Raw genomic sequence first — 19,872 nt, forward strand, 5'->3', positions numbered from 1 at the left:
CGCCATGACCGACCCGACCTATGAATTCACCCGCGCCATCACCCGCCGCCCGGCCCCCAGCGTGATCGATGGGCTCAGGGCCCAGGATATCGGCACCCCCGATCTGGCCCGCATGCAAAAGGCGCATGACCACTATGTCGCCACCCTGAAAAGCACCGGTGCCGAGGTGATCGAACTGCCGCCGCTCGATGCCTATCCCGACGCGCTGTTTGTCGAGGATACCGCGCTTTGCCTGCCCAAGGGCGCAGTGCTGATGCGCCCGGGCGCCCCCAGCCGCATGGGCGAGGTGGCCGAAATGGCCCCGGCCCTGCGCGTCTGTTACGCCGAGCTGCGCGAAATCACCGGTCCCGGCCATATCGAGGGCGGCGATATCCTGGTCACCGGGCGCGAGATCCTGGTGGGTCGCTCGGACCGGACCGATGCCGCCGGTGTGGCCGAACTGGCCGATATCGTCGCCGACTGGGGCCATACCCTGCGCGAGGTCTTTACCCCGCCCGGCGTTCTGCATTTCAAGACCGACTGCTCGCTCCTGGATGGCGAGACCATTCTGGCGACCGAGCGGCTGGATGCCTCGGGCTGTTTCGAAGGTTACCGGGTGATCCACACCGCCCCGGGAGAAGAGGCCGCCGCCAACTCGATCCGCTTTAACAATCTAGTGCTGATGCCTGCCGGGTTTCCGAAAACAGCCGAGACCCTCGACAAGGCCGGATTTGAGGTTGTGGAAATCGACAACAGTGAATGCGCCAAGCTGGATGGCGGCATGTCCTGCCTATCGCTGCGGTTCTGACCTTGGAGAAGAGAGGCGCAGAGCGCGCCTCTCTCAAAGCTCGGTCAACAGGACAAAACCGATGGCGATGGCCAGCAGAAACAAGGTTTCAACCACCAGGATCACGCCATAGCTCGGCTTGACATGGGCAATGGTGGCGAGGCTTGTCTTGACCCCCAGGGCCGAGATGGCAATCACAAGGCACCAGCGCGACAGGGTGCCGATGGCGTCGATCACCGCTTGCGGGATCACGCCGGTATTGGCCAGCACCGCCAACACGATGAACATCACCAGGAACCAGGGCAGGGTGACCCGCTGGCTCTGCGCGCCGCGAAAGCTGAACATCACGACCAGCATCACCACCGGCAGCAGCGCCACCCGCACCATCTTGACGAATGTGGCGATGACGCCCGCCTCGTCGCTGATGGAATAGCCCGCGCCGACCACCTGCGCCACGTCATGGATGGTCGCCCCGATCAGGAACCCCGATTGCAGATCGCTCATGCCCAGGCTGGCGAACAGGATCGGATAGGCGATCATCGCGATGGTCGACAGCGCGGTCACCCCGATCACCACGAACAGCGTGTCCTGCTCGCGATCGGCCCGCGCCGGCAGGACCGAGGCGATGGCCAGCGCCGCCGACGCCCCGCAGATTGCCACCGAACCGCCCGCCAGCAGGCCAAAGGCCATGCGGCGGCCAAAGAGATAGGACAGCATGGCGCCACAGGCGAGCGTGGCCAGCACAAAGCCCCCCACCGCCGCCACGGCGCCCAACCCGATGCTTTCCACATCGCCGATGCTCAGCCGCAGACCCAGCAACCCGACCCCGAACCGCAACAGTGTCTTGGCCGAGAAATCGAGGCCGGGGGCAAAGGCGGCATCGCGATGCAGAAAGTGAAAGGCCATGCCGATCAGCAGCGCGAACAGCATGGCCGGCGCCCCGTAATGCTCGGACAGAAAGGTAGCGGCGGCGGCCACAACGCAGACCAGAAGAATGCCACCAAAGTGGGTGTCCCAACGGGACTTGAGCGCCGATACCATCGGTTATGTCCTTGGCAGGAAGGGGGGTAGGGGTGGCCTTAGGCCACCCAGCGTCCCGAATAGTCAAACGCGTTGTCATAGCCGAACAGCGCCACCGCGCCGCCGGTATGCAGGAACACAACCCGCTCGCCCTTCTTGAAATGCCCCTTGCGGATCAGGTCGATGAAGCCCGCCGCCCCCTTGGCCGAATAGACCGGATCAAGCAGGATCGCCTCAAGCTCGGCAAACATGCGGATCGCCTCCAGCCCGCTTTCGGTGGGAATGCCATAGCCTTCGCCGACATAGTCGGTATTGGCGACCACGTCCTCGCGCGAGACGACACCGGGGCAGCCCAGCTTCTCGGCGGTGGCGCAGGCCAGGTTATAGACATTCTCTTCCTGCTTGGGCTTGGGCGCACGCACGCCGATGCCCAACAGCGGGATCTGTGCGTTCATCGCCTGAAGCCCGGTGATCAGACCGGCCTGGGTGCCCGCGCTGCCGGTGGCGTGCACGATATGATCCACCTTCAGCCCGCGCTCGTTGAACTGGTTCAGCATCTCGAAGGCACAGTTCACATATCCCAGCGCGCCGGTCGGGTTCGAGCCGCCACCGGGGATGGTATAGACCTTGCGGCCGTCGGCGCGGAACTTCTCGGCGACCTGTTCCATCTCGGCATTCATGTCCAGACCGCTGCCCGGACGCTTTTCGGTGGTGGCGCCATGCAGATGGTCCAGCAGCACGTTGCCGTTGTTGTTGTAGTTGGCGTTGTTCGAGCCGGTCCGGTCCTCAAGCAGGATATGGCAATCCATGCCCAGCTTGGCGGCGAATGCGGCGGTCTGGCGAGCATGGTTCGACTGGGTCGCGCCCTGCGTCATCACCATGTCGGCGCCCTGCAACTCGGCCTCGGCCATCAGGAATTCCAGCTTGCGGGTCTTGTTGCCGCCGGTGGACAGGCCGGTGCAATCGTCGCGCTTGATCCAGATCTCGGGCCCGCCCAGTTCGGCGGTCAGCCGGTCCAGCCGTTCCAGCGGCGTCGGCAGATGGGCGATGAAGCGGCGGGGATAGCGGGCAAGATGCATGGTGTTAACTCCTGAATTGGGTTTAAGGCAACTTACCCTCGAATTTCCGGGCAATCTAATGCAAACTGCGCGGGATAACATGCATGATCGGCATATTAGAGGGGCAGGGCGATGCAACTGGACTGGATCGACGATATCCTGGCGGTGATCGACACCGGGTCGCTTGCGGCGGCGGCGGAACGCCGGCTGTTGACCCAGCCCGCCTTTACCCGCCGGGTGCGCGGGATCGAGGAGCGGATCGGCGCGGCGCTGTTCGACCGCAGCCGCAAGCCGGTGGCGGTGCTGCCCGGCGTACTGACACTGGAACCCGAACTGCGCGAGTTGAGCGGCCGCTTGCGACGATTGCAGCAGGATCTGCGGGTCTCGGCCGAGGATGCCCGGCGCGGGGTCACCCTGGTCTGTCAGCATGCGATCACCACCACCATCTCGCCCCGGATCGTGCGGGATCTGACCGCGTCTCAGGACATCTCGGTCCGGGTGCGCTCGGGCAACCGGGACGAATGCCTGATGCTGCTGTTGTCGGGCGAGGCCGATTTCGCGGTCGCCTACGAGGTGCCGGGCGAGCGTGATCCGATGCTGCCACAAGCCTTTGACCGGGCCGAGCTGGAAACAGACCTGTTGGTGCCCGTGCACGCATCGGGGCTTGAGACGGCAGAGGCCCGCACCGAGATGCCGGTAATCGGCTATCCGCCGGATGTGTTCCTGGGGCAGGTGTTCGACCGCTTCGTCGCGCCGCGTCTGCCGGCGGGATTCACCTATGAGGTGCGGGCCGAGACCGCACTGACGCTCGCGGCCTGCGAATACGCATTGGGTGGCATCGGAGTGGCCTGGTTGCCGTTGACACTGGTGGCACCACATCTGGCGGCGGGGCGACTATGCCGGGCCGAGGGCCTGCCGGACCAGCCGCTGACCGTTACCCTGATGCGGCTGTCGGGTGGCAGCCCACGCCGCAGCGATCAAAGCTGGCAGATGCTCAGCGGCCAGCCCGGCCCATCATAGGGCGTTCCACACTTTCTGGCCGGTCTCGTCCAGACGGTCGCGCGAACAGAACAGCGACAGGGTCAGCGGCGCCTGCCAGTCCGGGCCGCCGATGATGGTGACCCGCCCGGCGGCCAGTTCCTCGGCAATCACGCTTTCGGGCAGCCAGGCCATGCCGCTTCCCGACAGCACCCGCCGCTTGATCGCCTCGGTCAGCGCATCCATGTAGCGGATCGCCAGCGGCGGGGTACGATTGCCGATGGTCTGATCGACCACGGTGCCCAGGAAGCTGCTCGGGTCGTAGCTGAGATAGGGGATCGGCTGACGCCCGTCGCCGTCCAGATCCCAGCCACCCGCCCGCGCGGCGCCGCTCTCGGCCACCGGATACATCAGCTCGACCCCGATATCCTTGCGCGCGAACTGCTTCTCCTCGAACACCGGCTGCACGTCCTGATGCCGATAATAGAGCAGGAAATCGCAGGTGCCGTCCGACAGCAGCTGGCAACAGGTGCGCAGGTTGTCGGAATAGACCCGCACCCGCAGGTTGGGGATCAGGTCCTCGAACTCGGCGATGCGCCGGGTCAGGTAATTGACCGAGATCGTGTGCAGCACCGCAAAGCGCTGGAACGCGGTCACCCCCTGTTCCTGTGCGCGCAACACCTGCCGGATATCGGTCAGGCTGGCGATGGCTTCCTGTGCCACCGGCAGGAATTGCTGCCCCGCCTCGGTCAACTGAACCGGATAGGTCGAGCGTTTGATCAGCGGGATTCCCAACCAGTTTTCCAGCGATTTGATACGGCGACTGAAGGCGGATTGGGTGATGTTGCGCTCTTCCGAGGCGCGGGTGAAATTCAGCGTCCGCGCCAGGCAGGTGAAATCGCGCAGCCAGTTGATATCCATCTTTGCGCCCCCGTTTTCACCATAATTGCCTGATTTCGCTTATTTATGCAACATTCGCATAGTTTAATGATGTATTTGAGTTGGCCATAACGCCCGACCCGTGCCTAGCCTTTTACCAGCATCCGACCGTCACCAGCTGAGGACGCGGAGCACATATGCGGGGCAGACGGCATCAAGAACCGAACCACCCCCGCCCATCCAACCGGGAGACACTGAATGACCCTGAACCTGAAAACCGCAACCGCAAGCGCGCTGGCCCTGACCTGTGGCCTGGTGGCGGGCACGGCCTCGGCCGAAACCACGCTGCGGCTGAGCACCTATGTGAACGAAGCCGATATCCGCTACGCGGGCTTTACCCATTTCGCCGATCTGGTCGCTGAAAAGACCAGCGGCTCGGTCAAGGTCGAGGTGTTCCCCTCGGCCACGCTGCATGGCTGGTCCGAGGGCGTCGATTCCGTCCAGGGCGGTGTGTCCGACATCAGCTGGATCAATGCCGACAACCGGCTGCCCTGCTATGCGGTCACCTCGCTCTATCCCGCCGAGGTGAGCCTTGAGAACCAGACCGGGCTGGACGCCGCCTATGCCGAACTGATCCGCGACGAGGCTGCCAATGCCGGGTTGGTGCCGCTCTTTAACTCCAACTACTCCTACGATCAGGAATGGTGGTTCGAAGAGCCGGTTGCCGATATCGGCAATCTGGACGGCAAGCTGGTGCGCTCGATCGGGCCGCTGGTCTCGATGATGATCGAAACCTGGGGCGGCGAGCCGGTCTTTGTGGCCCCCAAGGAAGTGTTCCAATCCGCCGAGCGCGGCGTGGTCGACGGCATCAACATGGGCGTGGCCACCTATTCCTCGTGGAAGCTGTGGACCGTGATGCCCTATATGGTCAACGCCAACCTGTTCTATGGCAACATCCAGTACATGATGAACAAGGCCAAGTTCGACGCGCTGAGCGCGGATGAGCAGGCCGCACTTACCGCCGCGGCGGCCGAGACCGAAGCCTGGCTTCAACCCCGCTACGAGGCCTGGGTCGACCAGCAGGTCGGCAATGCCGTCATGCAGGGCGGCGGGGCGGCCGTATCCATCTCGGACGACCAGCGCGCCAGCCTGATCGCCAGCGTCAAACCCAAATGGGACGAGACCGTGAACAATGCCTGCGGCAACGAGCTTGCCGACAGCATCCGCTCGCTGCTGGCCAGCCACGCGCCCTGATCGGCGGATAATCCCTGTGGCCCCGCCTGACCGGGGCCACAGTTGCCGCTTAATCAAAACCTGAGAGGTCTGTCATGAGTGACGGAATCGACCGCCTGATCCGGGGTGTCGAGCGCGGCGTCGTATGGCTCGCCGGGCTGGGGGCCGTCATCGTTCTGGTCCAGATGGTCTGGATCACCTACGGCGTCTTTGTCCGCTATGGTCTGGGCAAGCCCGACCGGATGGTGACCGAGGCCACCGCGCTGTTGCTGTTCCCGGTGGCCTTTGCCGGGCTCGCCTTTGCCCTGCGCGAGGATGCCTTTCCCAAGGTGACCATGATGACCGACCAGCTGCGTCCGGGGGCGCGGCGGTTTTTTGACATTCTCAATCACCTGCTGATGCTGGGGGTCGGGGGCTTTTTTGCCTATGCCGGTGTCAGCGCCACGATCCGCTCGTTCAACTCGGGCGTGGCCTCCGAGATCTTGCACTGGCCCCGCTACATGTTCTGGGCACCGGGCGCGGTCGCGCTGGTCCTGTTCACCCTCTACACCGCATTGCGCCTGATCCGCCTGATCATGCGTCCGGCCCCGTCGGGAGACCTCTAATGGAATGGTATGTTGTCGGCCTGGGACTGCTGGGCCTGTTGATGCTCTTCATCTCCATCGGGTTGCCGATCCCATTTGCGCTGGCCGCAGCCTCGCTGCCGTTTCTCTGGCAGATCCAGGGCTGGAAAACCTCGATCGTGTCTTCGGAGTTGAAGCTCTGGGGCGTCTGGATTGACTATATCCTGCTGGCGGTGCCGCTATTCGTGTTCCTGGGTGAGCTGATAGGCAAATCGAATATCGGGCCGAACCTCTATCAGTTCCTGCATCAGGGCGTGCGGCTGCGCGGCTCTGCGGCCTATGGCTCCATCGGGGCCAGCGCCGGGTTCGGTGCGGTCTGCGGTTCCTCGATGGTGGGCGCGCTCACCATCGGCGGCGTGGCCCTGCCCGAGATGCTGCGGCTGGGCTATGGCAAGCGCCTTTCGTCGGGTGTGCTGGCCGCCGGTGGCACCCTGTCGGTGCTGATCCCGCCCAGCCTGATCCTGCTGTTCTATGGCATCGTCACCGATCAGAGCATCGGCGACCTGTTCATCGCCGGTGTCATCCCCGGCATCATCCTGGTGTCTAGCTTTGTCGTCGTGGTGCTGATCTGGGGCATGCTGCGCCCCGAAGACATCCCCGGCAGCGAGGATGCCGCCAAGATGCCGATGCGGATGATCCTGGCCACGGTCGGCCCGGTCGTGCTGATCGGCCTGGTGATCACGGTTGCCATCTATGCCGGTATCGCCACGCCCACCGAGGCCGCCGCCGTCGCCGCCTCGCTGACGGTTCTGCTGGCCTTCTGGGTCGGCGGGCTGACCTGGCAGGGGTTCAAGGAGGCGATCTTTTCCACCATGCGGACCATGGGCTATCTGGGTCTGCTCTTGTCGGCGGGGGTGCTGTTCGGTTTCGTGCTCACCTATTACCGGGTGCCGCAGCAATTTACCGAGCTGTTCTTGTCCTTCGACCTGTCGCCCTATACCGTTCTGGCCATCGTGCTGGTGTTCTACATCATCCTGGGGATGTTCCTGGAGCCGGTGTCGATGACCTTCATCACCCTGCCGACCATCTATCCGCTGATGAGTGCCGCGGGCTTTGATCTGATCTGGTTCGGCGTGGTCTACACCATCACCATGGAAATCGCGGTGCTGACGCCACCGGTTGGGCTGAACCTCTACGTGATCCAGGCGATCAGCCGCGATCAGGTCACCATCGGTGACGTGATCATGGGCTGCCTGCCCTTCATCGCGGCGATGATCCTGCTGATCGCGGTGCTGATCATCGCACCCGATGTGGCGCTGTGGCTGCCGGAGCAGATGCGCTGATGCCGGGCCTGCCATATCTGCGCGAAGGGTCCGGGCCGGTTCTGGTCTTTGTCCACGGCTACCTGGGCGGTGCCGCACAGTGGGCGCAGGAAATCGCCCGGTTCAAGGACGCGTTCGACGTGATCGCGCCCAACCTGCCGGGCTTCGGCGCTGCCGCCGACCGGCCGGGATGCGCCAGCATCGAGGAGATGGCCGCTGCGGTGCTGGGTCTGCTGGACGAGCTTGGCATCGCCGAGTTCCTGCTGGTCGGCCATTCCATGGGCGGCATGATCGCGCAGCAGATGGCCGCCGACCGGCCCGATGCGGTCAAGCGGCTGGTGCTTTACGGCACCGGGCCGCTGGGGCTGATGCCCGACCGGTTCGAGCCGATCGACACCTCGCGCGAACGGCTGCTGGCAGATGGGGTCGAATGCACCATCCGCCGGATCGGGGCCACCTGGTTCAAGGCCGGTGCGGCGGCGGCGGGCTATCCGCTGCTGGTCGAAATCGGCGCCCGGGCCAACCCGCAGGCGGCAATGGCCGGGCTGGGGGCGATGGCCGCCTGGGACGGGCGCGCGGCACTGCCCCGTCTGAGCATGCCGACCCTGGTCCTGTGGGGCGACAGCGACAAATCCTATCGCTGGCCGCAGGTCCATTCACTCTGGTCCAACATCCCCGATGCGCGCCTGTCGGTGGTGCCCGGCACCTCGCATGCGGTGCATCTTGAGAAACCGGGCTTCTTCCACGCGATTCTGGCCGATTTCCTGACCGAGACCTGATACCTCTGGCCAGCCACCCCTATTTGCGCTGAAATGCCCGCGCATCAGGCGAAACGGGGGTGGCGATGATCCTGTGCTGCGGCGAAGCGCTGATCGACATGATCCCGGCCCCCACTATCGGTGGGGCACGCGGTTTCCTGCCTCAACCGGGGGGCGGGGCGCTCAACACCGCGATTGCGCTGGGGCGGCTGGGACAGCGGGTCGGACTGGTCACGGCGCTGTCACGCGACATGTTCGGCCAACAGCTGGCCGAGGCCCTGCATGCCAGCCACGTGGACCTGTCGGGCGTGGCGCGGGTGGATCGGCCGACCACGCTTGCCTTTGTGCGGCTGCGCGATGGCCAGCCTGAATATGCCTTTTACGATGAAAACAGCGCCGGGCGGATGCTGGATACCGCCGAACTTCCCCCTTTACCAGAGGCAGCCAAGACCTTGTGTTTCGGAGGCATCAGCCTTGCCTGCGAACCCGGCGCCGACGCCTATGCCGATCTGCTGAGCCGCCACGGGGCAGGGCGGGTGGTGCTGATCGACCCCAATATTCGGCCCGCCCTTGTCGAGGACGAGGCGCGCTATCGCACCCGGCTTACCGCGATGATGGTGCGGGCGGATATCCTGCGCCTTTCGGACGAGGATCTGGGTTGGCTTTACCCCGAGGCGCCCGATCTGCGCACCGGGGCGCGGTCCCTGCTGGCTCTGGGTCCGGCGCTGGTGGTGGTGACGCGCGGCGCGGCGGGCGCCACAGGTTACCTGCCGGACGGCTCCGATGTTTCGGTGTCCGCACCCAGCGTCACCGTTGCCGACACCGTCGGCGCAGGGGACACGTTCATAGCCGGGCTCCTAGTCTCGTTGTTGAAACAGGGTCTGTTAACTCCGGCTGCGCTGAAGGAACTGCCCCCCGATGCCCTGACGATAGCACTGAACTTTGGCGCGCACGTGGCCGCACTTGCCATATCACGCCCTGGGTCAAACCCGCCTTGGGCTCATGAACTGGGCTTTCTACCGGATTGAGGTCAACGGTCCGGTCTACAGGTCCCTGTGTGATAATAAGGATTATGGTATATTTACCCCAATCCATTTTCGGCCTGCCACTCATATTTCAGACATCGAAAACTCGTTTTGCTGTTCGTTGATCCGGCGATCGCCTATTGCCGGAAGAAGATTGCCTCCCCCCTAATGCAGGTGGAGTTTTCGGAGACATCACATATGAAAACGCGTACTCGGGTTGTTGTCATCGGCGGCGGCATCGCCGGATGTTCAACGCTATATCATCTGACACAAGAAGGCTGGACCGATGTGGTTCTGGTCGAACGCAACGAGTTGACCAGCGGTACCACCTGGCATTCGGCGGCACAGGTGACCAATTTCGGCATGAACCAGACCATGGTGGGCCTGAAAAGCCATTCCATCGCGCTCTACAAGGCGCTGGCCGAGAACCCGGAATACCCGATCAACTATCACCATGGCGATGGCGGCATCCGGCTGGCCAACACGCCTCAGCAGATGCAGGGCTATCGTCATTTCGCCTCGATGGCGCGCGGCATGGATGTGCATTTCGAGGTGATCGACGCCGCCGAATGCGCCCGCCGCCATCCATTGATCTCGACCGAGAACCTGCTGGGCGGGCTGTGGGATCCGCTGGATGGCGATATCGACCCGGCCCAGCTGTGCCAGGCGCTGGCCTATCACGCGCGCAAGGCCGGGGCCGAGATCTATCGAAACACGCCGGTGACCGCGCTGACCCAGCACAAGGACGACACCTGGACCGTGCATACCGAACACGGTGATATCGACTGCGACATCGTGGTGAATGCCTGCGGCTACCGCGTCAACGAGGTGGGCGCCATGATGGGCGTGCATCACCCGGTCGCCTCGATGGAGCATCAGTATTTCCTGACCGAGGATATCCCGGAAATCGTGGCGGCAGGCCACCGCATGCCGCTGATCCGCTGCCCGATCTCGGACTACTATTGCCGGCAGGAAAAGAACGGGTTGCTGATCGGCTTCTACGAGCAGGCGTGCAAGACCTGGGGCATGGACGGGATCGACCCGAATTTCGTCAACGCCCTTTGCCCCGACGATGTGAATCGGGTGATGGACGTGCTCGAAGGTGCCTTTGCCCGCATGCCCGCCCTGCGCGAGACCGGCATCCGCGCCATCGTCAACGGCCCGATTACCTATACGATCGACGGCGCCCCGCTGATCGGCCCCATTCCCGGCAAGCGTAACGCGTTCTGCGCCATCGGCCTGCGCGCCGGTCTGGGCGAGGGCGGCGGTCATGGATGGCTCTTGGCGCAGATGATCGTACATGGCGAGGCCTGCTATGACACCTGGGTGATCGACCCGCGCCGGTTCACCGGACACGCCAATGTGGAACTGACCGCGCTGAAGGCCGTTGAGGACTATCAGAACGAGTTCCGCTTTCATTTTCCGCATGAACACCGCCCCGCCGGACGCCCCGCCAAGACAACTCCACTGACCCCGGTTCTGGCCGCCGAGGGCGCCGAATTCACCGTTGTCAACGGATGGGAGCGGGTGGATTACATCAAGCCTGCGCCCGATTTCCACCCAACGCTCGGCTTTACCTTTGACGAGACCTTTGACCTGATCGGGGCCGAGGTGCACGCGGTACAGTCCGGCGTCGGCCTGGCCGAGGTGAACGGCTTCAACCGGATCGAGATCACTGGTGCCGACCGGCACGCCTTTCTTGACCGGATGATCTGCGGCGCCGTACCCAAACGCGCGGGCCGGGTCGGGCTGTGCTATCTGCTGAACCATCACGGCAGGATCAAGGGCGAGGCGACGGTGGCGAACCTGCCTGCCTCGGATCGGGGTCCTGACCGGGTCTGGTACGGATCCGCCGCCGCCAGCGAGTTTCATGACATGGATTGGCTGCAAAGCCACCTGCGCGCGGATGAGGACGTGCATCTCCGCTCGCTCACCAATGACCAGACCATCCTGGTTCTGGCCGGTCCCCGGGCGCGCGACGTGCTCTCATCCTGCGCCCGGGGCGACTGGTCGCGCGCGGCCTTTGCCTGGCTGTCGGTGCGTGAATGTTTCATCGGCTTTGCGCCTGCCACTGTGCTGGGCGTCAGTTTCTCGGGCGAATTGGCCTATGAGATCCACGTCCCCAATGCCGCGCTCTATGCCGCCTATCTGGCGCTGCGAAAGGCCGGAGAGGCGCATGGCCTCACGCTTTTTGGCGCGCGCGCGGTCGACTCGATGCGCATGGAGAAAGGGTTCCTGCACTGGAAAGCCGATCTGATCACCGAATTCGATCCGTTCGAGACCGGGCTCAGCCGGTTCGTCAAGCTCGACAAGGGTGATTTCATCGGCAAGCAGGCGCTGCTGGACCGGCAGGGCAAGGACCCCGGCAGAAAGCTGGTGACCCTGCATGTCGATACGACCCACGCCCCCGCGCATCCGGGCGCCTCGCTGATGCAGGGGCAACAGGTGGTCGGGACCGTGACGTCCGGCGGCTGGGGCTATCGGATCGGCAAGAACCTGGCCTATGCCTTTGTCGATCCCGCGATGGCGGCGCCGGGCAGCAGCATGATGCTGGATCTCTGCGGTGACATGGTGACCGCGCAGGTGATCGCGCCCTCGCCCTATGATCCCGACCATGCCCGCATGCGCGGCTGACCCTTGCCTATCCGCCCGGTTGCGGCTTTCGTTAGCGCAGCCCCCTGATGCTTACGAACCGAAAGGACACCGACATGCCCAGCCTTCTCCCCTGCCCTGACCGGTGCCCGGCATGACCCGGCGCGTGGTCGGTATCCTTGGCGGCATGGGCCCCGAGGCGACGATCTTGCTGCAACAGCGGTTGCTGGCAACGGTAACGGCGACCGATGATGCCGATCATCTGCCGCTGCTCATCGACATGAACCCGCAGGTGCCCTCGCGCATCGCGCATCTGATCCAGGGCACCGGCACCGATCCCGGCCCCACCCTGGCGCAGATGGCGCAGCGGCTGGAACAGGCCGGTGCCACCGCGCTTGGCATGCCCTGCAACACCGCCCATCACTATGCCCCCGCGATCGAGGCGGCGGTGTCGATCCCGCTGTTGAACATGGTGACCCTGTCAGTTGCACGCGCGCGCGCGCTGCTGGCACCGGGCGCGCGGGTCGGTCTGCTCGCCTCGCCCGCCGTGCGGATGGCGGGCGTCTTTGACGCTGCCCTCGACGAGGCCGAACTGACCCCGCTCTGGCCCGAGGATGGCGACCGCATGCTGACCGCGATTCGCACCATCAAGGCCGAAGGGCCGGTGCCCGCCGCGCGCGCGATCCTGACCAGCGCGGCAGAGGAGTTGGCAGAGAAAGGCGCAGCGCTCATCTTTGTCGCCTGCTCTGAGTTCTCCCTGATTGCCGACAGCTTGCCCAGTACCCCGCCTGTCATGGACACGGTCGATGTGCTGGCCGAAGCGATCCGCGATCATACACGCGAAGAGTAATAGTTTTTCATTATGAAATAGATCGGAAAATGCAACTTATTCCGATCAATTTCCTTTGCTAGTCTCCTCTCATGACATCAGAATGCCCCGGCCAGTGCCGGTTCCTTCTGGTGCTTGAACCCATTCTATCAACTCACGATCGGAGACAGACATGGACGGAAACGACGCCCCCAGCGCAGGCCAGTGCCCGGTGATGCATGGACATGCCGCAGGCAGCGGCATGCGCAACCATCATTGGTGGCCCAACCAGATCAATCTGAAACTGCTGCACCAGCATTCGTCCAAATCGGATCCGATGGGCGCGCATTTCAGCTATGCCGAAGCGTTCAAATCGCTCGATCTCGACGCTCTCAAAGCCGATCTGACCGCGCTGATGACCGACAGCCAGGACTGGTGGCCCGCCGACTATGGCCATTACGGCCCCCTCTTCATCCGCATGGCATGGCACAGCGCGGGCACCTATCGCCTGGCCGACGGGCGCGGCGGTGGCGGCACCGGCAACCAGCGCTTTGCCCCGCTCAACAGCTGGCCCGATAACGGCAACCTCGACAAGGCCCGCCGCCTTCTCTGGCCGATCAAGAAGAAATACGGCGACAAGATCTCGTGGGCCGACCTGATGATCCTCGCTGGCAACGTGGCGCTGGAATCGATGGGCTTCAAGACCTTCGGTTTTGCCGGCGGCCGCCCCGACATCTGGGAACCCGAAGAGGACATCTATTGGGGATCCGAAGGCGAATGGCTTGCCACCTCGGACAAGCCCAACAGCCGCTATTCGGGCGATCGCGATCTGGAAAACCCGCTGGCCGCCGTGCAGATGGGCCTGATCTACGTGAACCCCGAGGGCCCGGATGGCAACCCCGACCCCATCGCTTCGGGACGCGACGTGCGTGAAACCTTTGCCCGCATGGCGATGAATGACGAAGAAACCGTGGCACTGGTTGCGGGCGGCCACACCTTCGGCAAGGCGCATGGCGCGGGCGACGCCGCCCATGTGGGCGCCGAACCCGAGGCGGCCCCGGTCGAGGCGATGGGCCTGGGCTGGCTCAGCACCTATGGCTCCGGCAAGGCCGGTGACGCGATCACCAGCGGCATCGAAGGCGCCTGGAAACCCAACCCCACCAAGTGGGACATGGGCTATTTCGACGTGCTGTTCGGCTATGAGTGGGAACTGGTCAAAAGCCCGGCAGGTGCAAACCAGTGGCGTGCCAAGGACGTGAAGCCCGAGCATATGGTTGTCGATGCCTTTGACCCGGACAAACGCCACGCGCCGATGATGACCACCGCCGACATGTCGCTGCGGATGGACCCGGAATACGAAAAGATCTCGCGCCGGTTCCATGCCAACCCCGACGAGTTTGCCGATGCCTTTGCCCGCGCCTGGTTCAAGCTGACCCATCGCGACATGGGTCCGCGCGCCCGTTATCTGGGCAAGGAAGTGCCCGCCGAGGAATTGATCTGGCAAGACCCGGTTCCCGCCGGTGCCCAGATCGACGCGGCGGATGCCGCTGCGCTCAAGGCACAGATCCTGGCCTCGGGCCTGAGCGTGTCCGACATGGTGTCGACCGCCTGGGCCTCGGCTTCGACCTATCGCGGTTCTGACATGCGCGGCGGTGCCAATGGCGCCCGTATCCGCCTGGCCCCGCAAAAGGACTGGGACGTCAACGAGCCCGCGAAACTGGCCCGCGTGCTGGGCGTGCTCGAAGGGATCCAGGCCGGGTTCAACAGCGGCGGTAAATCGGTGTCGATGGCCGACCTGATCGTGCTGGCGGGCTGCGCCGGTATCGAGCAGGCGGCAAAGGCCGCCGGTCACCAGATCGAGGTGCCCTTCACCTCGGGCCGGGGCGATGCCAGCGCCGAGCAGACCGACGCCGAGAGCTTTGAGGTGATGGAACCGGTGATGGACGGGTTCCGCAACTATCAGGCGCGCGAGCTTTCCACCTCGCCCGAGGAGATGCTGGTCGATCGTGCCCAGCTTCTGGGTCTGACCGCGCCGGAAATGACGGTTCTGGTCGCAGGTCTGCGGGTTCTGGGCGCCAATCATGGCGGTTCGTCCCATGGGGTCCTGACCGACCGTCCCGGCGTGCTGAGCACCGATTTCCTGACCAACCTGCTGGACATGGGGACCGAGTGGAAACCGTCGGGCAAGGGCGTCTACGAAGGCCGTGACCGCACCAGCGGGGCGCCGCGCTGGACCGCGACACGGGTTGATCTGGTGTTCGGCTCCAACTCGCAGCTCCGCGCGCTGGCCGAACGCTATGCCCAGGACGATGCCGAGGCCAGCTTTGTGGCCGATTTCGTCGCCGCCTGGGTCAAGGTGATGAATGCGGACCGGTTCGACCTGACCTGATCTGGACACAAAAGAGCAAAACGGGGCGGCCCCTGCCGCCCCGTTTTGTTTTGTATTATGCAGTGATGACCCCCTCGTATTTGGTCAAACCCTGACTTAACCTCGTGACGTTTGGAACCACCTGAGTTGAAGCTGTCATGCGTTCGCATCCCCCCGCCCTGCCACATGTCACATGGCTCCGGGCCTTCGAGGCTTCATCGCGGCATCAGAGCTTTTCGGCCGCCGCCGACGAACTGGGTATGACCCCCGCTGGTGTCAGCCAACAGATCCGTCTGCTGGAACGGCATCTTAAGGCCGAGTTGTTCCAACGCCTCCCCCGAGGCGTGACACTGACAGACATCGGCCAGGCCTATGCGCAGACAATTCGCAAAAGCTTTGACGAAATGGCGGCGGCGACGGGTGGGTTATTCGGGGTGCAAGGTAAACGGGTCGTACAGGTCCGCGCGGCGATCTCTTGCGCCGCGCTGGTCATCGCGCCGCAGTTGCACCGGTTTCAGGACGAGCATCCCGACATATTAGTGCAGTTTTCGACCTCGGTATGGGCGGACCGGTTCGACACCGCCGCACTGGACATGGATATCCGCTGGGGACTTGGCAACTGGGACGAGAGCCTGATGCAGCATCTGGGCCACGAATCCGCGATCCCCGTCTGTCACCCGGATTTCGCGGCAAGCCTTGGCGACGCGCTGGACGCACAAGCACTTGCCGGGTCGCGGGTGGTGCAAATCGTCGGGTCGGAAACCGATTGGGGCAAATGGTCGGATCTGCACGGGCTGGGGATCGGCGCCACTGCAGACTGGATGCGGGTCGATAACTCGCTGAACGCACTGCAGATCGTTGCTGCGGGCCAGGGAGTCACGATGGTGCTGGAGAGCTTTGCCCGACCCTATCTTGATCAGGGTGATCTGGTTGTACCGCTCGACCTGCGCCTGCCCAAACGGCGGGCACATTACCTTGTGACCCGCGACACCGCTGCCCGGCGAGAAGAGGTGCGTCTGTTCTCTGCCTGGATCACCGCGCTCTACCGCGAGACGCTGACACCCAGGACATGACACGCAAAAGGGCCGCACATTTTGTGCGACCCTTGTGCAGAACCTATGGTGCAGAGCGAGCGCCCCTGCCCGCCCCGGTCGATCCCCTATTCGGCAGCCTCTTCATAGGCATCCATCGGCGGGCAGGTGCAGACAAGGTGGCGGTCGCCATAGGCATTGTCGACCCGGTTCACCACCGGCCAGTATTTGTCGACGCCCAGGTTACCCGGAGGGAAACAGGCCTGTTCGCGGCTATAGGGCCGATCCCAGTCGCCCACCAGATCACGCACCGTATGAGGCGCGTGTTTCAGCGGGTTGTTCTCGGCGTCGATCTTGCCGTCGATGATCTCCTGCGCTTCGGCCCGGATCGACAGCATCGCGTCACAGAACCGGTCCAGCTCGTCCTTGGGTTCGGATTCCGTGGGTTCGACCATCAGCGTCCCCGCCACCGGCCAGCTCATCGTCGGCGCGTGGAACCCGCTGTCGATCAGGCGCTTGGCCACGTCGTCCACCGTCACGCCCGCCTCGTCGTTCAGCGGCCTTGTGTCGAGGATGCATTCATGCGCCACCCGCCCCGTCGCCGAGGTGTAGAGGATCGGATAGGCATCCTTTAGCCGCGCGGCGATGTAGTTGGCGTTCAGGATCGCCACCTTGGTCGCCTGGGTCAGGCCCGCACCGCCCATCAGCAGAACATAGGCCCAGCTGACCGGCAGGATCGAGGGCGAGCCGAAGGGCGCCGCCGAAACCGGACCCACGGCGGTGCCGTATTCCGGGTGGCCCGGCAGATGCTCGGCCAGATGCGCCTTGACCCCGATCGGACCCATGCCGGGGCCGCCGCCGCCATGCGGGATGCAAAAGGTCTTGTGCAGGTTCAGGTGGCTCACATCGCCGCCGATCTCGCCGGGCTGCGCCAGACCCACCATCGCGTTCATGTTGGCCCCGTCGATATAAACCTGGCCGCCATGTTCATGGGTGATGTCGCAGACCTCGCGCACCGTCTCCTCGAACACGCCATGGGTCGAGGGATAGGTGATCATGCAGGCCGCCAGATTGGCGCTGTGCTGCTCGGCCTTGGCGCGGAAATCGGCCAGGTCGATATTGCCGTGATCGTCCGAGCGGACCGGCACCACCTGATAGCCCACCATCTGCGCGGTGGCCGGGTTGGTGCCATGCGCCGAAGTGGGGATCAGGCAGATGTTGCGGTGCCCCTGCCCCTGAGCCGCGTGATAGTTGCGGATGGTCATCAGGCCTGCATATTCCCCCTGCGCGCCCGAATTGGGCTGCATCGAGATCGCGTCATAGCCGGTGATCTGGCACAGTTTCTCGGACAGGTCGTCGATCATCTCGAGATAGCCATGCGCCTGATCCTCGGGCACGAAGGGATGCAGGTTGGCAAATTCCGGCCAGGTCACCGGGATCATCTCGATGGTCGCGTTCAGCTTCATCGTGCAGCTGCCCAGCGGGATCATCGCCCGATCCAGCGCCAGGTCGCGATCGGCCAGACGCCGCATATAGCGGGTCATCTCGGCCTCGGCCCGGTTCTTGTGGAAGATGGGATGGGTCAGATAGGGCGTATCGCGCAGCGCGTAATCGGGCAGGCGATAGGCGCGGTTCTTGACGCTGTCATCCTTCTTGTCGATGCCAAAGGCGCCCCAGACCGCCTCGATGGTCTCGGAGCGGGTCTGTTCGTCGAGCGAAATGCCGATCCGGTCGCTGCCCACCTTGCGCAGGTTGACGCCACGCGCCACGGCGGCCTCGATCACCGTCTTTTGCAGCGGGCCGACATCGACGGTGATGGTGTCGAAGAACACGTCGGGTTCAACCTTGAACCCGTGCTCTTCCAGCCCGGCAGCCAGGCGCGAGGTCTTGCGATGTACCGATTGCGCGATCGCCTTGATCCCGTCGGGTCCGTGATAGACCGCGTACATCGAGGCCATCACCGCCAGCAGAGCCTGGGCGGTGCAAACGTTCGAATTGGCCTTTTCGCGGCGGATATGCTGTTCGCGAGTTTGCAGCGCCAGGCGATAGGCCTTGTTGCCGCGCGCGTCGATGCTGACGCCGATGATCCGGCCCGGCATCGCCCGCTTGAGCTTGTCCGTGGTGGCCATATAGGCCGCGTGCGGGCCGCCATAGCCCATCGGCACACCAAAGCGCTGGGTCGAACCGATGGCGATATCGGCACCCATCTCGCCGGGCGATTTCAGCAGCGCGAGCGACAGGATGTCGGCGGCAACGATGGCGATGGCGTTATGTTCGTGCAGCGCCGCGATTTCGGCGGTGTAGTCGCGCACATGGCCATAGGTGCCCGGATACTGGAAGATGGCGCCAAACACCGCGCCGGCCTCCAGCTCGGACGGGTCGCCCACCTGCACATCCACGCCCAGCGGCTCGGCCCGGGTGCGGATCACCGCGACGGTCTGCGGGTGGCAGTTCTTGTCGACGAAGAAGGCCGCGTTGTTGGCCTTGGACCGGCTGGAGCGTTTCGCCATGGCCATCGCCTCGGCCGCCGCGGTGGCCTCGTCCAACAGCGAGGCGTTGGCCACGTCCAGCCCGGTCAGGTCGCTGACCATGGTCTGGAAGTTCAACAGCGCCTCAAGCCGGCCCTGGCTGATTTCCGGCTGATAGGGGGTATAGGCGGTGTACCAGGCCGGGTTTTCCAGGATGTTGCGCAGGATCGGCGCCGGGGTGGTGGTGCCGTAATAGCCCTGGCCGATCAGCGAGGTCAGAACCTTGTTCTTCGAGGCCACCTGTTTCATGTGATAAAGCGCGTCGCGCTCGGTCATGGCGGGGCCCCAGTCCAGCGCCTCTTTCTGCCGGATCGAGGGCGGCACGGTGGCGTCGATCAGCTGGTCAAGCGTCTTGAAGCCGATCACCTGCAACATATCGGCCATCTCGCGCGGGCTGGGTCCGATATGGCGGCGGTTGGCGAAATCGTAGGCTTCGTAATCGGTGAGTTTGAAGGCCATGGCTCTGGGTCCTCGTCAGGCGGTTGGCGCCGCCGGCAGGGCCGGCGGCCGGCGGCTTAGCCGATCATGTCGTTATAGGCGGCGAGATCCATCAGGCCGTCAAGCTGCGACGGATCGCTGAGCTTGATCTTGTAGATCCAGGCGTCGCCTTCGGGGCTGTCGTTCAGGGCACCGGGATTGTCGGCCAGGTCCTCGTTCACCTCGACCACCTCGCCATCGACCGGGGCGTAGATTTCCGAGGCGGCCTTGACCGACTCAATGACGCCGATCTCGTCACCCTGGGCAAAGTCGTCACCGGCCTCTTTCTGCTCGATGAACACCACCTCGCCCAACTGGTCGGCGGCGTGTTTGGTGATGCCCAGCGTGGCGATCTCGCCCTCGACGCTGAGCCATTCGTGATCTTCGGAGTAATAGATGGTCATTTGGTCGATCCTTCAGATGGTGTGTTTCAGTTACCTCGGGCGGGGACAAGGTTTTGAAAAAA

16 protein-coding genes are annotated in these 19,872 nt (G+C 64.1%); 11 read left to right on the top strand and 5 right to left on the bottom strand.

What is annotated here, in order from left to right:
• The first annotated feature begins 4 nt into the window (after positions 1 to 4).
• Positions 5 to 787: a dimethylarginine dimethylaminohydrolase family protein gene (locus tag MB818_RS15365; RefSeq protein ID WP_234217194.1), complete on the top strand. Its 783-nt coding sequence runs from the start codon at positions 5 to 7 to the stop codon at positions 785 to 787.
• Positions 788 to 820: 33 nt separating this feature from the next.
• On the opposite strand, the gene MB818_RS15370 is transcribed toward MB818_RS15365, so the two are convergent.
• A complete protein-coding gene (locus tag MB818_RS15370; RefSeq protein WP_238905654.1) occupies positions 821 to 1,807 on the bottom strand; it encodes a YeiH family protein in 987 nt (328 codons plus the stop codon).
• A gap of 38 nt (positions 1,808 to 1,845) precedes the next feature.
• Positions 1,846 to 2,865 (bottom strand): D-cysteate sulfo-lyase, encoded by a 1,020-nt coding sequence (gene cuyA / locus MB818_RS15375; protein WP_234177047.1) that lies wholly within the window; start codon positions 2,863 to 2,865, stop codon positions 1,846 to 1,848.
• Between the two features lie 111 nt (positions 2,866 to 2,976).
• On the opposite strand from cuyA, the gene MB818_RS15380 reads away from it, so the two are divergent.
• A complete protein-coding gene (locus MB818_RS15380; RefSeq protein WP_238905655.1) occupies positions 2,977 to 3,864 on the top strand; it encodes a LysR family transcriptional regulator in 888 nt (295 codons plus the stop codon).
• Here MB818_RS15380 and MB818_RS15385 read toward each other — a convergent pair.
• Positions 3,859 to 4,743, bottom strand: coding sequence for a LysR family transcriptional regulator (locus MB818_RS15385; protein WP_234145738.1), 885 nt, complete (start codon positions 4,741 to 4,743; stop codon positions 3,859 to 3,861). The genes MB818_RS15380 and MB818_RS15385 overlap by 6 nt on opposite strands.
• 216 nt (positions 4,744 to 4,959) lie before the next feature.
• Between MB818_RS15385 and dctP the strand changes: the two genes are divergently transcribed.
• The 9 genes from dctP to MB818_RS15430 all read left to right on the top strand — a co-directional run bounded on the left by dctP (position 4,960) and on the right by MB818_RS15430 (position 16,443).
• Positions 4,960 to 5,955, top strand: coding sequence for a TRAP transporter substrate-binding protein DctP (dctP, locus tag MB818_RS15390; protein WP_238905656.1), 996 nt, complete (start codon positions 4,960 to 4,962; stop codon positions 5,953 to 5,955).
• 74 nt (positions 5,956 to 6,029) lie between these two features.
• Positions 6,030 to 6,539: a TRAP transporter small permease gene (locus MB818_RS15395; RefSeq protein ID WP_234145736.1), complete on the top strand. Its 510-nt coding sequence runs from the start codon at positions 6,030 to 6,032 to the stop codon at positions 6,537 to 6,539.
• Positions 6,539 to 7,840, top strand: a complete 1,302-nt coding sequence (locus tag MB818_RS15400; RefSeq protein ID WP_234140138.1) for a TRAP transporter large permease — start codon at positions 6,539 to 6,541, stop codon at positions 7,838 to 7,840. Before MB818_RS15395 ends, MB818_RS15400 begins: the two co-directional genes overlap by 1 nt.
• Positions 7,816 to 8,598 carry an alpha/beta fold hydrolase gene (locus MB818_RS15405; protein ID WP_369426334.1) on the top strand — a complete coding sequence of 261 codons (783 nt, stop codon included), beginning with the start codon at positions 7,816 to 7,818 and terminating at the stop codon, positions 8,596 to 8,598. Before MB818_RS15400 ends, MB818_RS15405 begins: the two co-directional genes overlap by 25 nt.
• A 65-nt stretch (positions 8,599 to 8,663) precedes the next feature.
• Positions 8,664 to 9,605: a carbohydrate kinase family protein gene (locus tag MB818_RS15410; RefSeq protein ID WP_238905702.1), complete on the top strand. Its 942-nt coding sequence runs from the start codon at positions 8,664 to 8,666 to the stop codon at positions 9,603 to 9,605.
• A gap of 195 nt (positions 9,606 to 9,800) precedes the next feature.
• On the top strand, positions 9,801 to 12,236 hold the full coding sequence (locus MB818_RS15415; protein ID WP_234163298.1) for a GcvT family protein: 2,436 nt from the start codon (positions 9,801 to 9,803) through the stop codon (positions 12,234 to 12,236).
• A gap of 112 nt (positions 12,237 to 12,348) precedes the next feature.
• On the top strand, positions 12,349 to 13,044 hold the full coding sequence (cuyB, locus tag MB818_RS15420) for a cysteate racemase (RefSeq protein WP_234140140.1): 696 nt from the start codon (positions 12,349 to 12,351) through the stop codon (positions 13,042 to 13,044).
• A gap of 151 nt (positions 13,045 to 13,195) precedes the next feature.
• Positions 13,196 to 15,391 carry a catalase/peroxidase HPI gene (gene katG, locus MB818_RS15425; protein ID WP_255700163.1) on the top strand — a complete coding sequence of 732 codons (2,196 nt, stop codon included), beginning with the start codon at positions 13,196 to 13,198 and terminating at the stop codon, positions 15,389 to 15,391.
• Positions 15,392 to 15,528: 137 nt separating this feature from the next.
• The gene (locus tag MB818_RS15430) at positions 15,529 to 16,443 is read left to right on the top strand and encodes a LysR substrate-binding domain-containing protein (protein ID WP_234140141.1); all 915 of its coding nucleotides are present in this window, start codon (positions 15,529 to 15,531) and stop codon (positions 16,441 to 16,443) included.
• Between the two features lie 86 nt (positions 16,444 to 16,529).
• Here MB818_RS15430 and gcvP read toward each other — a convergent pair whose 3' ends face one another.
• Both gcvP and gcvH read right to left on the bottom strand, forming a co-directional pair.
• Positions 16,530 to 19,388: an aminomethyl-transferring glycine dehydrogenase gene (gcvP, locus tag MB818_RS15435; RefSeq protein ID WP_238905658.1), complete on the bottom strand. Its 2,859-nt coding sequence runs from the start codon at positions 19,386 to 19,388 to the stop codon at positions 16,530 to 16,532.
• A gap of 56 nt (positions 19,389 to 19,444) precedes the next feature.
• Entirely contained in the window at positions 19,445 to 19,810 is a 366-nt protein-coding gene (gcvH, locus tag MB818_RS15440) for a glycine cleavage system protein GcvH (RefSeq protein ID WP_234143734.1), read from the bottom strand.
• Positions 19,811 to 19,872 lie beyond the last annotated feature (62 nt).

This window comes from Ruegeria alba, from assembly GCF_022321465.1.
Lineage (GTDB): Bacteria > Pseudomonadota > Alphaproteobacteria > Rhodobacterales > Rhodobacteraceae > Ruegeria_B > Ruegeria_B alba.

Coding starts and splice junctions, on each gene's coding strand:
- MB818_RS15385 (WP_234145738.1), bottom strand. CDS start 4,743: ATGGATATCAACTGGCTGCGCGATTTCACCTGCCTGGCGCGGACGCTG.
- MB818_RS15370 (WP_238905654.1), bottom strand. CDS start 1,807: ATGGTATCGGCGCTCAAGTCCCGTTGGGACACCCACTTTGGTGGCATT.
- gcvP (WP_238905658.1), bottom strand. CDS start 19,388: ATGGCCTTCAAACTCACCGATTACGAAGCCTACGATTTCGCCAACCGC.
- MB818_RS15365 (WP_234217194.1), top strand. CDS start 5: ATGACCGACCCGACCTATGAATTCACCCGCGCCATCACCCGCCGCCCG.
- gcvH (WP_234143734.1), bottom strand. CDS start 19,810: ATGACCATCTATTACTCCGAAGATCACGAATGGCTCAGCGTCGAGGGC.
- dctP (WP_238905656.1), top strand. CDS start 4,960: ATGACCCTGAACCTGAAAACCGCAACCGCAAGCGCGCTGGCCCTGACC.
- MB818_RS15395 (WP_234145736.1), top strand. CDS start 6,030: ATGAGTGACGGAATCGACCGCCTGATCCGGGGTGTCGAGCGCGGCGTC.
- MB818_RS15380 (WP_238905655.1), top strand. CDS start 2,977: ATGCAACTGGACTGGATCGACGATATCCTGGCGGTGATCGACACCGGG.
- cuyA (WP_234177047.1), bottom strand. CDS start 2,865: ATGCATCTTGCCCGCTATCCCCGCCGCTTCATCGCCCATCTGCCGACG.
- MB818_RS15410 (WP_238905702.1), top strand. CDS start 8,664: ATGATCCTGTGCTGCGGCGAAGCGCTGATCGACATGATCCCGGCCCCC.
- MB818_RS15430 (WP_234140141.1), top strand. CDS start 15,529: ATGCGTTCGCATCCCCCCGCCCTGCCACATGTCACATGGCTCCGGGCC.
- cuyB (WP_234140140.1), top strand. CDS start 12,349: ATGACCCGGCGCGTGGTCGGTATCCTTGGCGGCATGGGCCCCGAGGCG.
- MB818_RS15400 (WP_234140138.1), top strand. CDS start 6,539: ATGGAATGGTATGTTGTCGGCCTGGGACTGCTGGGCCTGTTGATGCTC.
- MB818_RS15415 (WP_234163298.1), top strand. CDS start 9,801: ATGAAAACGCGTACTCGGGTTGTTGTCATCGGCGGCGGCATCGCCGGA.
- katG (WP_255700163.1), top strand. CDS start 13,196: ATGGACGGAAACGACGCCCCCAGCGCAGGCCAGTGCCCGGTGATGCAT.